Here is a 12,876-nt window from a genome sequence, read left to right as displayed (position 1 = left end):
TTAACGCTCCTCAGGGATACCTAATAAATTTTTCAAAGAAACAGGTTCTTTTTTTACAATTGTTTTAGGTACAATATTGTTATCTTTGTTATATTGTATTTGAATATCTCTCCTACGCTCGGTCTCCTCAATAGCACCTTCAATATTATCTTTTATACTATCGGCAAACAGAAGTGCTCTTCCATTAATATTTCTAGCAGCACGACCAATTAGTTGTAATAATGCACTTTTAGATCGAAGGAATCCCCTTTGATCTGCTCCAATTACCGCTACTAGCGATACCTCTGGTAAATCTAACCCTTCTCTTAAAAGATTAATTCCTACAAGCACATCAAAATTACCCATTCTAAAATCTCTAATAATTTCTGATCTCTCTATATTCTCCACTTCAGAATGCAAGTATTCTGCTTTTATTTGTAAGTTATTAATTTCTTTCGTTATTTCTTCTGCTTGTTTTTTGGTTAACGCAATAACTAATACCTTTTCATTTCGACTAATAGTATTTTTTATTTCATTTATTAAAGTCTCAAAGTAATTTTCGCTACTCTTCACTTCAATAACTGGATCGATAAGCCCAGTAGGGCGTATTACTTGTTCCACAAAAACCTCTTTAGAATCTACTTCATGTTTTCCAGGAGTTGCCGACATAGACACCATACATTTCGTATTGTTCATAAATTCTTCAAACTTAGGTGGTCTATTATCTAGTGATGAAGGTAAACGATATCCATAGTCAATTAAATTTTTCTTTCTAGACTGATCTCCAGCATACATAGCGTGAAACTGCGGTAATGTTACATGAGATTCATCAACTACTGTTAAATATCCATCTTCAAAATAATCCGTCAAGTTAAAACATCTCGACCCTTTTTCTCTATTTTGCATATATAAAGAATAATTTTCGATTCCCATACAATGACCTGTATTCTTTAACAATTCCAGATCATATAATGTACGTTGTTCCAACCTTTCTGCCTCATGAAATTTACCTAAACCTCTTAAAAACTTTAACTGCTCAACTAAATCCTTTTTAATTAAAGGTAGAGCTGTTTCAATTTGTTTTGTTGTAGTAATAAAACTTGTAGCAGCAAAGATATGAACTTCCTCTAGACTATCCACTATCTCTTCAGTAACAGGATGAATAGTAAGGATCTCCTCTAGTTCATCTCCAAAAAATTGTAACCTGATAGCTTCCTGTTTACCCATCGGATAGATATCAATTGATCCCCCACGGATTCTAAATGTTCCAGGCTCAAACTCTATATCATTTCTTTTGTACTGATTATCAATTAGATGCTTAATAACTTGCTCATATGTGTAAACAAAATACCCATCTGGTTTTACAGATAAAACGAAAGAAGTACTATTAAAGTCCTCGGGGGCACTCATTGGATACAAACATGAAATACTGGCTACTACAATGACATCTGTTCGTTTTAATAGACTGGCCATAACAGAATGCCTCATTCTTTCAATTTCACTGTTAATTTTAGAGTCCTTTTCTATAAAGAGATCTTTATGTGGAACATAAGCCTCTGGTTGATAATAATCATAATAACTTACAAAATACTCTACTGCGTTATTAGGGAATAATTCCTTTAATTCGCTCCATAGTTGAGCCACTAATGTTTTATTATGAGCGATAATTAAAGTTTGACGATTAAGTTGATGAATTACATTAGCAATAGTAAATGTCTTTCCGGTACCTGTAGCCCCTTTTAATAACAACCTACTTTTGCCATTCTTTACTCCCGTTACTAGCTTTTCAATGGCTTGTGGCTGATCACCCATAGGTTCCATAGATGATTGGATCTGAAAATCTATCGATTTTCTCATATGTTATCTCCTTTTATTTCTCCTCTAAGTAACATTTAAATTTCCTAATTTATTCTTCAAAATTTTCACCATATCTTCACATTGATTGATAGTTTCACCAAATATAATTGTATATAGCCTCCCTTTCTTATTAATTCCCAAATTCAACGTTGAAAAACCATTAATAATTACACCATGCTCTTTTTCCTTGGTATATAAAATATCTTTTAGCTCCTCTTTAATTATTTTGAAAGGTACTGTTTTTTCCAAGACAACCTCAAAAGGTATAGCCATAAAGAACGCATGGGGATTGAAAAATCTTTCAATAATATTATTTTGGTATGTTGCCATGTTGAATCTAGCATTTATTTCGACACAAGGGTACAAAAATCCTTTCCTATCAATCATTGCATCAACACCAACTACACCATAAAATCCATCTCTCGCTAATGTTTTCCCAATAATTTCATAACTTTCTAGAAGTTCTTTTTCCTGAACTTTTGTTAATTGAACTGGTAATTTATGCCCCAAATGTACACCTTTATGTACCAACGCTTCTCGAACTGATGTAAATTTGACATTCCCTTTTTTATCTATGATGAATTGATAGTTAAGGTCTCTTTCTTTTTCAATCCAATTTTCTAAAATCATTTCTATATTTTCATGTCCCTTTTTTACGGACATCCTTTTTAATAAGTTTAAAATATTTTCAAATTTACTATCTGAATCAATTAGAACCATTCCTTTTCCAGATACTCCCATAGAGTCTTTTAAAACTAATGGATTTTCTAAATATCTTTTTCTAATTTCATGATAATTGAACTCAAGTTCTGAGATAGTATGACTCACTTTTCCTGCTACTTGGCGAAGATCAAATTCATCTGCTAACTTCCAGCTATAAATCTTGCTATTAACCTCACGACATATAGTTGATGCAGGAGTACATAAAGAAATTGAAGTTTGTTGAGATACCTTTTCCTCAATGTTTGATGTACCATATGGTAGTAATGAATACGAATTATCTCTATTAATATTTTGAAGCCTATTAATATTTTTAGTGCTAGATAAAATTGTTTCCGAAATATTATCTGCCGAGTTATCAGAATAGAAATTCAATACATTTGGAACAAATCCTCGAGTTTCTTCTATATATTGTACATAATCTTCATCAATGTCTTCTTTAAGACAAACAATGTCTTCTTTTCCAGCAAGAAATAATGCCATTTCACCTATTTTATTAACCAATGGTTGCGCTTTCGAAATATTACTACCCGGTATTGTAATGATGTTTTCTTTTTTCCAATGCTGTTCTACTTCAACATTACCCAACCATATAAAATTTTTTCCCGATTCACTAAGACTGTTCTTTAGTTCCTTATAGAAAGACATAGTTTCCTCCTAGACTAAATTTTGCAGTTCATTTTTTAAAACCTTTCCATTATTATTACGGGGAATAGCGGATACAAATTTAACAATTTGTGGTATTTTGTAACTAACTAATCTTTCCTCACAAAATTTCACTACAGTTTCCCTTTTTAAATAATCATTAGCAACTACAACTGCTGCTAAAATTTCCGTTCTTTTTTCTAGATTTTTTTTCCCAAATACAGATACATCATATATTTCGGGATGTTGTCGTAGGACATCCTCTACTTCAACTGGATCTACTTTTTTACCTGCTACATCTACAACATCACTTTTTCTTCCTCTTATATATACTTTCCCATCTAGCTCCATTTCACCTAAATCCCCAGTCAAATAATAATTTTGAGATAACCTTTTTTCTAACTCTCCTGGAAGATTATAATATCCCTTCGCCCTTGACTCCGTATATAACGCTACTTCTCCTACTTCTCCTTTTTGTAACTCTTCACCATCATTACCCAAAATTTTCACTTTAACATTATGGAGTGGATATCCTACACTGTTATAGTCATCCGTTTGATTTAAGATTGATAGTCCAGTTTCAGCTACACCATATAAGTCTGAAATATTAATACTAAACAGCCTTTTGAATTTTCTTTTTATACTTTCATGAAGAATTGTACCTGAAGATACACACATTCTTACATTTTTAAATTGCTTTGTATTTTTTATTCTAGTCATTAAATCATACAAAACTGGAAAAGCCACAAATATAGTAGGTTTCTTATCTAATATAATTTCAACTACTTTTCTTGGGGTTATATTATCATGGAGTAAAATTGTAGCACCAACTCTCAATGGAGCAAGTATTGAGGTATTAAAAGCTAAGCCGTGCGTTAAATATGCGGCACAATATACTATATCATTCGAATTTAAATTAACTGATTCTAACCAATTTGTAGATGCTGCGATTACATTTTTCTCTTCGTACATCATACATTTTGGAATACCTGTCGTTCCCGATGAATAACGGCATGATATTATATTTTCTAATCTCTCCGTCGCAATCTCATTAGACAAATATTTTTGTTGAAGAATAATTAGTGATATATTTCCATATTTATAAATATGTTTTATCTTTTCTACTAAAGGAAAATCATCTATTTCTTCCGTCCTAACAATAAATCCGCCAAGATGAACATGCTTTATTAAGTTGTCTAACTCATTCTCTCGCCATTTATGATCGACTAAATGAGCTACTTTCTTAGCTTTAATAAGTGCATAATAAGAAATGATGAAATCTGGATGATTTTTAATATAAATACCAATTGGATAAGAAAAACCACTTATATCTTGCTCTATTTTTTCACCAATACTATCAAATTCATTTACAAATTGTTTATAGCTTAATTTATAATCTTTATACATTAAAGCTTCTTTATCCGGAAACTTCTCTGCAGATTTATATATGTATTCCAATATCTCCACTTTCTAATCACCTCTGTCATATAATAATGTTATTGCATACATTTTAGATGAAGCGTCCCAATAGTACCTTTAGAACCAGCAAAGATTAGTAGAATATGCATCCCTTTTTTGATTTGTCCTTTTTGATGCATCTCTTTTAGACTATAATACGGATCTGAAGTAGTTAAGTTAGCAGTATTTCGATATTCACGTTGATAAAAATAAAAACCCTTACAATCTAATTTAATTTTATCTATAAAGTTCGAAGAGAAATTTTGTAAAATCACATGGTAGGGCATAATATTTAATTTTTCTTCTTTTATGTGCTTTAACTGTTCTTGAATATGTACAATTAGCTCATCTTCACAATTATTTTCTTCCCTAACATGCCATGAATGAAGATCCCATGAAACAATCTTAAATTGTCCAGTAGTTCTAGAAATTGTAAACGAAGCAGCTCCGTCGCCATAAGGAAATTGATTATGTTTAACACGCATTTGTGGAAGATTACATTTATCAGCACATACTATTTGAAATTCCTGCTTATTATCTTCTATAAACATTCTTGCAATATTTATAGCTGTTAAAGATACAACGGATCCCTGATCTTTGATAGCATAAGGTAGCGCTTGAGATAAATCCCCATGTCTTTTTATATTCATTGCTACAGTTATAGGTTGTGGGAGATTTAAAAATTCATGGCAGTAAACGAGATGTTTAATATTCTCCTTAGATTTTCCGTTTAAAGATTTTCTCACCACATCCCCTGACATTTCCGCAATATTATTATCACTAATTGGGATTGTATACATATATTTTTTAAAGGAATCTAGTCCCAAATCTCTGCTGTCTTGACTAGACTTCTTTTTATACGCTTCAAACATTCCATTAAAATCTGGATTAACCTCTGCTCCTTTTATATCGCACAAATAATCCTTTACAGTCTTATATTTATCTAGATAAAGTACTTCTAAGTTAGAAATATATAACTCCATTCTATAGTCTCTCCTAATTATTATTTTTTTCACTTTCCATTACTTCTTTAATTAAAGACATACCAAAATTAAATGCAGATAATCCTTTAAATAAGAATGCTAGCTTAGCTACATCAAATAACTCGTCCCAACTAGCGCCAGCTCTTCTTGAGGCAATTAAGTGCACCTTAGCCCCAGGTGCAGCTAGCATAAGTAACATACCAAATAACATTATTTGTACATATTTTTCTGGAATATACTTTGATTCCATGCTATTTTTTCTAAACATTTCATGTAATTCAAGCTCTTCTGGCCTAACTTGAAGAGTCACCTCATGCCTAGCCTCAGTTGGAGCTGGAATAAAACCAAATAGATTTTGATAAATTTGATTAATATCATTCATATTCATATAAAACCCTCCAAATTTTTAATAATTAGAAATAGATGAGTTGTATTTTTTATTATATTGGTATTAAATATTAATAAAACTATTTTATAGTGTTTATTTTTGAATATAGATATTTTCATTAATTGACTTAATTGCTCTATGGAGCTGTTCTTCTTCAACATTTAAGGAAATCCTTATAAATCCTTCTCCATAACCTCCAAATCCTACACCTGGAGTCATCAAAACCCCCGCCTTTTCTAATAACATCTTACAAAATTCCATAGAACTATTATTATTTGGTACTTTCACCCAAATGAAGTACCCTGCTTTAGGCACCTGAATTTCCCAACCAAGAGGCTCTAATCCTCTTTTAAGGATATTCATACGCTCTAAATAACGCTCTTTGATTTCTTTAGGAACTTCGTTATAAGAATCTAGTGCAAATGAAGCTGCTTTTTGGATAGCTCCAAATACACCTGAATCTACAAATGCTTTCGTTTTGGCTATATTATCTATAACTTCTGCATTCCCAACCACCATTCCAATGCGCCAACCAGTCATACAAAATGTTTTTGAAAAGGAATGAAATTCCACCCCTATCTCCTTAGCTCCTTTTGCTTTTAAAAAACTAGGCGCTACATAATTACCAAAAGAAACTTCTGAGTATGCAGCATCATGTGCGACTATGATATTATTTTTCTTTGCAAACTCTACTGCTCGCTCAAAATCCTCAACACTTGCCACCGCACCAGTAGGATTATTAGGATAGTTTAAAAACATTAATTTTGCTTTTTTAGCTACCCTAGGAGAAACGTTAGAGAAATCCGGAAAAAAATTATTCTTTTCTAGTAAAGGTAGCTCCTCTACTTCCCCTCCAGCAAGAGCCACTCCACCTGCATATGCTGGATAACCAGGATTAGGAACTAATGCTATTTCTCCCGGATCTATATATGAAAGCGATATATGAGATAATCCTTCCTTTGAACCCACTAAAATCAATACTTCTTTCTCCGGATCTATATCCACACCAAACCGCCTTTTATACCACTCGGAAATTGTGATTTTTAACTGATCAATACCGCGAAATGGAGGATATCGATGCGTTTCATATTCAGATAAAACTTCTTTCATTTTTTCGACAATGTGACTTTGTGTTGGAAAATTAGGATCTCCCACACTTAGATCGATAACAGGATATCCTTCCTTTACTCTCTTTTGTTTCATATTCTCAAGATGTGCAAATAAATAACTAGGTAAATTAGATACTCTATTCGAAATTTTGAAATTCATCTAACTCCTCCGAATTTTTAGATTTTTTATGTTATTTTAGTAAAATTATAATAGTATATTTTACCAAAATACATAAAATCTATGTTAATCCCACGTGATTTATATATTAATATTATTTTTTCATTAGAACACTACCATAAGCACCTCCAAGGCCCACACTTAACATTAAATAATATGAATCCTTTGGGATATCAAATTCATATAAGGAATCCTGAAGATTAAGTAATAAGTCACAACCGCTAACATGCCCTAATTTAGCTATATTGTTTGTATATATATTTTCAAACGGAATATTTAAAGAACGTGAGGCTAACTCCCAAGTATCAAAATTCACATTATGCGGGATTATGAGTTTAATATCTTGTAAATTAATATTGGATTTTTTCTCTGTCAATTTAAGTATTTTCTTTATACCCAAAAAATATGACATTTGAAACCAACGGTATGATTGATCATCCCATTCCCCAAAGCTTGATACTTTAGAGTCTACAAATTGATTAACACATATGATTTTATTACTATCACCCTGAGAAGATATTAAACATGCTGCTGCCCCATCGGAGAATACAGTCATGTCCTCAATTTTGCGCATTGAATCAGTATACATCTTCTCAGCAAATAGTAGCAAAATATATTTTTTGTTAGAATTTTCAAGTAATTTAGTCGCTATTTCAATAGCTGTTATTGGTGTTACACAATTCAAATCTGAAATTGTAAATGCTGGGATATCCCCTAAATCAAATTCTTTTTTTAACTTCTCTAAAAACACGTTACCATCAGGATGACTTTGCATGGCATGTCCATATATAATTCCCCCTAAATCATCAGGGATTATTTTGTTAGTTTCAAATAAATCTTTAACTGATTTTTTCACCATACTATATGACGTCTCTGTACCAGAATCCATAATATATCTTAACTTATGAAAATCCGTTATTCTCTCATATTCTTTATCACTTAGTCCAACAGATTCTTTAATATCATAAATATCTACTCTCTTTTCTGGTCTATACGTGGAAATCTTATGCAAATACATTTAATACACCTCTTTTAATAAATTTTAAACTTATAATAACTCAATAAATGTATTTTTTTAAGAATATTCAGTATTTTTAACATGTCATTAACTTTAGATTGATGTAGTTAAATATGGTATTTATTGTACCTTAGCTTTAATAATAAATACTATTAGGAGGAACTAGATGAGGATAGGCATTCAGGGAATCGGTATTTACGTTCCTAACAATCGCGTAAATTTAAAAGAATTAGCAAGTACCTTATATTTATCTGAAAATGAACTTGATGTACTAATGAATACTCATCACTTAAAAGAAGTAGCTGTTGAAACTGAAAAAAATGCTAATGAGATGTTAATTGCGGCTATAGAGAACCTTATGTTGCACAATAAAATTGATTCAACAGATGTTGGGTTAATTTTATTTACCCATACAATCTTGCAATTTTCACCTTTTCTATCTGAACCACTTCTAGCTATTAAAGATCAATTTGGCTTTCATAATGCACACAGTATGTCAGTAGCAAATCTGAATTGTGCAGGAATGGATTTTTTACTATCTCTCTCCCATAAATGGCTACTAAATAATAATCACGCAAAAAGTGTCTTAATTTTAACAAGTGATAAAACATTTGTAGAAGACTTTAGGTATCTCAAGGAAAGTTCTGTAATGGGAGATGCTGCTTGTGCCGTCTTGGTTTCAAAAGGTTCACAGCAAAATCAAATCATCGCATCTAATATTAATGTAGATGCTACTATTTTTAATGGGGAAGCATCTGCTCCAGAGGAATTTGATTGGTTTCTAAAAAGTGTCTCAAAAGGAATAATAAAAAATCTAAAGTCCCTTTTAAAAGACGCTAATTTCAATTCAGATGATATCACTCTAATTATTCCAAGTAATATAAACTTCCCAACTTGGAGTAACATAGGAAAAATTTTAAAAATACCTATTGAGAAATTCTATTTCCCTACTTTATCTAATACTGGACATGCACATAATTCTGATCCTATTCTTAATCTTCACCATGCAATATATTCAAAAAAAATTCATCCAGGAGATTATTATGTAACATTAACTGCTGGAATAGGTGGTACTTTTGGATGTACCTTATTCAAATGTTAATCAAGAGGTGTAATTCATGAACTCAAATATATTCATTTCGAACATAACAACTTATGTTCCCAATTCTCGCAAAATACAAAAAAACAATCTTATAAATCAAGAGAATACTATTAAGAAATTTGAATCTCAAAAACGGAAATTCCCATTATATTCTTTGAACAAAGAATACGAATTAGATAATAATTATGATGGAACAAATTTACAGTTTATTCTTCCAAATAATTCACTGCCAATATCTTTAAATGAAACTTCTTCTGATATGGCATTAGAAGCAACAAAAAAATTAGTGGATAAAACATCAAAAAGAGACCCCTTATACTTTGCATATTGTCATAATACAAACGAGCCTAGTATCTATTTAACTCCTGCTTTAAAAGTGAAAAAAAAACTGAAGTTAAAAGGTTCTATACCCTTCTCGATAAGTCACCAAGGTTCTGCTGCTTTTACTAGTTCTATATTTCTGTTAGATACTTTGCACAAGCAAAATTCAAAAAAGACATTTTCTATCATTACTACTACTGATCAAGTATGTCCACCCCACCCTAGAATTTTTTTCAACTCTTATCCTAAGGGAGATAGTTCTGCTTCCTGTATTTTTAGTAAAGACAATGGACAGTATCGCATTATTGACTACACTTTACATTCTTTTTCTTCAACTCCTACACCGCTAAGGTGGAGTATAACAGATTATAATTTATTTGAAGAAAAATTGATTTCTATTACAAGCAAATTATTAGATGAATTTATTAATACCCATGCTATAAAATGGATAATCGCACAAAATTTGAGTGAATATTTCATTGAAGCATTAGAAATGTATACTCAAAAAAACGAACTGAAACTCTTCAAAAGGACCATTGCTACTAGCAGTAATCTTCTGACTAGTGATTGTTTAGTTTCATTAGAGCAAGCTGAACAAACTGGCGTTTTAGATGCTAATGATAACATTTTATTACTACAAGTTGGTCCGCTTTCACATATTGGACTATTACTATTAAAAAAAGAGAGAGCTGATAATTTTGTCTATCTTAAATAATTTAGATTTAATTCCAATAGATTCTTTACGATTTCATGAAGATCACGACCCACATAGATTGAAACGTATTACAAATGACATTCATAGCCTAAAATATTTAAATAATCCTCCTATGGTAACTGTCTGTCATGATAATACCTATTTAATATTAGATGGATTACACAGGGCTAAATCTTTAATAGAGATGAATATCAATAACATTATAGTACAAAAAGTAGACTTGGATCATCCTAAACTTAAAATTCTATCATGGACACATGTCATACCTGATTATATAGAAATCATTAATAATAATTATTATGCTAAAGAGGTTCCGATGTTTACTTTATTTCGTTCTAATCAAACTACAGTATTTCTAGGACCAAAATCTTTAAAATTACGTTTAGAAATACTTCACAAAATATCTTCAAGTTATTTAAATAAAGATGAAATTGAAAGACTTCCAGAACCGCCAGACTTTTTAGAACCTGGTAAACAGTATCTTTCTTTTCAGCCTTTTACATTAGAAGAATTTAAGGAATTGAGAGACTATCATTATATTACCCCACCAGGAATGACTCGATTATTAATTCCAGATCGATTATTAAACCTAAAAATGCCCTTACATCTTTTAGATCAAAAAGATGACGAATCTTTCCAAAAGAAAATACTTTCTTATAAACATCGCCTAAGAAAATATACAGAAGATGTCTATATACTCGAATAGAATTACTTTTACATTTCTTAATTAAATAATACGCTAACGTTTTCTTAACAAATGATTTATGGTCCACATAGACAAAAGTATTATAAGCTCATGTTAATAACTATTGTAAAAAGTGAGGGATTTATATTGAAAGACTACCACCTTAATTTAAGTGATTTATTTAATAATCATGGTATTCTTGGTGAAAATGAACCTATTAATGATAGTAGTTTTAGCTTAGGAATTTCATTTTATCCAGCAGAACATCTCCCTAAATACGGAGAAAAATTCCATTGGGAAAATACTTCATTTCTTTTTCCAACGAAGACTAGTGAGGGTTTCGATAATTTAACTTTAGATTATCAAACTATTCAAGTCCCTAAAGGGAAATTTACTGACCTCTATATACTTGGTTCTTCAAATAATGGTAACTTTTATGATGATGTTCAACTCCTATTTAATAACAAAACAGTTTATACATTTAAATTAGCATTAACAGAATTTGTTTCAGAAACCTCCTGGTTTGGGGATCCAATTATTTTAGAATGTCCTTTTACTAGAAACAAAAATCTTGATTTATTCAGCTTACAACCCAAGATATATTGTCATCAGGAACAACTGCCTTCTAATATTGCTTTCGATGAAATTAAATTAGGTAGCAATCCCTTTATCCATATATTCTCAATTACATTAAGAGGTGAAACAATTGAATAAATCCAAACTATTTACTCATCCCTATCATAATTGCTTAACTATGACGGTTACAGGAGTAATTCATGAAGAGGTAGAAATTGAAGGCCTGTGGTTTCTTAGTCAACTCTATACTATTAAACGTCCAGATAACTCGGTAAGGTTTATACCTAGAATGAGTTTTTTTAACGAAGAGATTTCTGAATTTTCCAACCTAGTGCCTGAACATAAAACATTTTCCAACTTTAATGATTACAGGGAAAGTTTAGATTCTACCCTCGATAAGGGGATACAAGTAATTGCGCCAGTCGATACTTTCTTTCTCCCTTACTCATCTAGATACCAAGTTCAACATAATTTTCACTGGATGGAAATTTGGAAAAAAGAAGAGTCTAATTATAAATTAATCGATCATTACTATCATTTCGTAGGCGATCTGAGTGAAGAAGATCTTCAAAAAGCTGTCGAAGGATCTAAAGAACTGTTACAACCATCAAGTTATCAGTATTATTCTTTAAGTACTAAAAATTATAAGTCTTTTGCTAAGCAATCATATCAAAAATCTATAAATATAAACCTAACGAGCCTTCTTTCTACTGACCAAGTTGGTTTGCCCGTGTCATATAAGATTTTTGATGAATCCTATATCTTCTCACAAGGATTAGACGTCTTTAAAGATATTTATCATAAGTTAAATTCAATCAATCAAGATATGGACGAAGAATTACGTCAAGCAACTCTCGAGGAGCTCTATGAAGACTTTAATGAATTGGGAAATTCTCGATATGTATTTGGAGAATTTCTCGAGAAATATGATACCTCAAAAGAAACAACTACTCTGGTACAAATCCTTACAGATTTAGCACAAGAATACAAAATTTGTGCTAACCTAGCACTTCGTAATGTTGTACGTAATGATCACTTCTCACAAAAGGTTTTTGATAGGGTATCTCAATTGAAAGAAAAAGAAGAACAATATATTAAACAGCTTATAAAATTATCCAGTAGTATTAATTAGTACTATATAT

12 protein-coding genes are annotated in these 12,876 nt (G+C 31.1%); 5 read left to right on the top strand and 7 right to left on the bottom strand.

Annotated elements, in window-relative coordinates; genetic code table 11:
- From uvrB to QCI77_RS28730, 7 genes are all read right to left on the bottom strand, one after another.
- Positions 1-1,836, bottom strand: coding sequence for an excinuclease ABC subunit UvrB (uvrB, locus tag QCI77_RS28760; RefSeq protein ID WP_193648200.1), 1,836 nt, complete (start codon positions 1,834-1,836; stop codon positions 1-3).
- Between the two features lie 24 nt (positions 1,837-1,860).
- On the bottom strand, positions 1,861-3,204 hold the full coding sequence (locus tag QCI77_RS28755) for an ATP-binding protein (RefSeq protein WP_149191263.1): 1,344 nt from the start codon (positions 3,202-3,204) through the stop codon (positions 1,861-1,863).
- Between the two features lie 9 nt (positions 3,205-3,213).
- Positions 3,214-4,668, bottom strand: a complete 1,455-nt coding sequence (locus tag QCI77_RS28750; protein WP_088031187.1) for a class I adenylate-forming enzyme family protein — start codon at positions 4,666-4,668, stop codon at positions 3,214-3,216.
- Positions 4,669-4,697: 29 nt separating this feature from the next.
- Positions 4,698-5,642: a hypothetical protein gene (locus QCI77_RS28745; protein WP_353825928.1), complete on the bottom strand. Its 945-nt coding sequence runs from the start codon at positions 5,640-5,642 to the stop codon at positions 4,698-4,700.
- A 13-nt stretch (positions 5,643-5,655) separates the two neighbouring features.
- Entirely contained in the window at positions 5,656-6,030 is a 375-nt protein-coding gene (locus tag QCI77_RS28740; RefSeq protein ID WP_088031189.1) for a carboxymuconolactone decarboxylase family protein, read from the bottom strand.
- A gap of 93 nt (positions 6,031-6,123) precedes the next feature.
- Positions 6,124-7,299, bottom strand: coding sequence for an LL-diaminopimelate aminotransferase (locus QCI77_RS28735; protein WP_353825927.1), 1,176 nt, complete (start codon positions 7,297-7,299; stop codon positions 6,124-6,126).
- Positions 7,300-7,411: 112 nt separating this feature from the next.
- A complete protein-coding gene (locus QCI77_RS28730) occupies positions 7,412-8,335 on the bottom strand; it encodes a 3-oxoacyl-[acyl-carrier-protein] synthase III C-terminal domain-containing protein (protein WP_088031191.1) in 924 nt (307 codons plus the stop codon).
- A gap of 166 nt (positions 8,336-8,501) precedes the next feature.
- Between QCI77_RS28730 and QCI77_RS28725 the strand changes: the two genes are divergently transcribed.
- The 5 genes from QCI77_RS28725 to QCI77_RS28705 all read left to right on the top strand — a co-directional run bounded on the left by QCI77_RS28725 (position 8,502) and on the right by QCI77_RS28705 (position 12,866).
- Positions 8,502-9,437 carry a 3-oxoacyl-[acyl-carrier-protein] synthase III C-terminal domain-containing protein gene (locus tag QCI77_RS28725; RefSeq protein WP_193657803.1) on the top strand — a complete coding sequence of 312 codons (936 nt, stop codon included), beginning with the start codon at positions 8,502-8,504 and terminating at the stop codon, positions 9,435-9,437.
- 16 nt (positions 9,438-9,453) lie between these two features.
- On the top strand, positions 9,454-10,473 hold the full coding sequence (locus QCI77_RS28720; RefSeq protein ID WP_353825926.1) for a hypothetical protein: 1,020 nt from the start codon (positions 9,454-9,456) through the stop codon (positions 10,471-10,473).
- Complete coding sequence (locus QCI77_RS28715) at positions 10,457-11,179, top strand: ParB N-terminal domain-containing protein (RefSeq protein ID WP_149191268.1); 723 nt, start codon at positions 10,457-10,459, stop codon at positions 11,177-11,179. The genes QCI77_RS28720 and QCI77_RS28715 overlap by 17 nt, the downstream gene beginning before the upstream one ends.
- 90 nt (positions 11,180-11,269) lie before the next feature.
- Positions 11,270-11,872, top strand: coding sequence for a hypothetical protein (locus tag QCI77_RS28710; RefSeq protein ID WP_353825925.1), 603 nt, complete (start codon positions 11,270-11,272; stop codon positions 11,870-11,872).
- Positions 11,865-12,866: a BtrH N-terminal domain-containing protein gene (locus QCI77_RS28705; protein WP_088031196.1), complete on the top strand. Its 1,002-nt coding sequence runs from the start codon at positions 11,865-11,867 to the stop codon at positions 12,864-12,866. The genes QCI77_RS28710 and QCI77_RS28705 overlap by 8 nt, the downstream gene beginning before the upstream one ends.
- Positions 12,867-12,876: the final 10 nt, after the last annotated feature.

It is taken from the genome of Bacillus cereus group sp. MG9, from assembly GCF_040459995.1.
Classification (GTDB): Bacteria; Bacillota; Bacilli; order Bacillales; family Bacillaceae_G; genus Bacillus_A; species Bacillus_A mycoides.
This window is presented reverse-complemented; position numbering and strand designations above follow the sequence as displayed.

Bases quoted from the DNA above. Each gene is read 5' to 3' on its own strand.
- uvrB (WP_193648200.1), bottom strand. From the start codon at position 1,836: ATGAGAAAATCGATAGATTTTCAGATCCAATCATCTATGGAACCTATG.
- QCI77_RS28755 (WP_149191263.1), bottom strand. From the start codon at position 3,204: ATGTCTTTCTATAAGGAACTAAAGAACAGTCTTAGTGAATCGGGAAAA.
- QCI77_RS28745 (WP_353825928.1), bottom strand. From the start codon at position 5,642: ATGGAGTTATATATTTCTAACTTAGAAGTACTTTATCTAGATAAATAT.
- QCI77_RS28740 (WP_088031189.1), bottom strand. From the start codon at position 6,030: ATGAATATGAATGATATTAATCAAATTTATCAAAATCTATTTGGTTTT.
- QCI77_RS28735 (WP_353825927.1), bottom strand. From the start codon at position 7,299: ATGAATTTCAAAATTTCGAATAGAGTATCTAATTTACCTAGTTATTTA.
- QCI77_RS28730 (WP_088031191.1), bottom strand. From the start codon at position 8,335: ATGTATTTGCATAAGATTTCCACGTATAGACCAGAAAAGAGAGTAGAT.
- QCI77_RS28725 (WP_193657803.1), top strand. From the start codon at position 8,502: ATGAGGATAGGCATTCAGGGAATCGGTATTTACGTTCCTAACAATCGC.
- QCI77_RS28720 (WP_353825926.1), top strand. From the start codon at position 9,454: ATGAACTCAAATATATTCATTTCGAACATAACAACTTATGTTCCCAAT.
- QCI77_RS28710 (WP_353825925.1), top strand. From the start codon at position 11,270: ATGTTAATAACTATTGTAAAAAGTGAGGGATTTATATTGAAAGACTAC.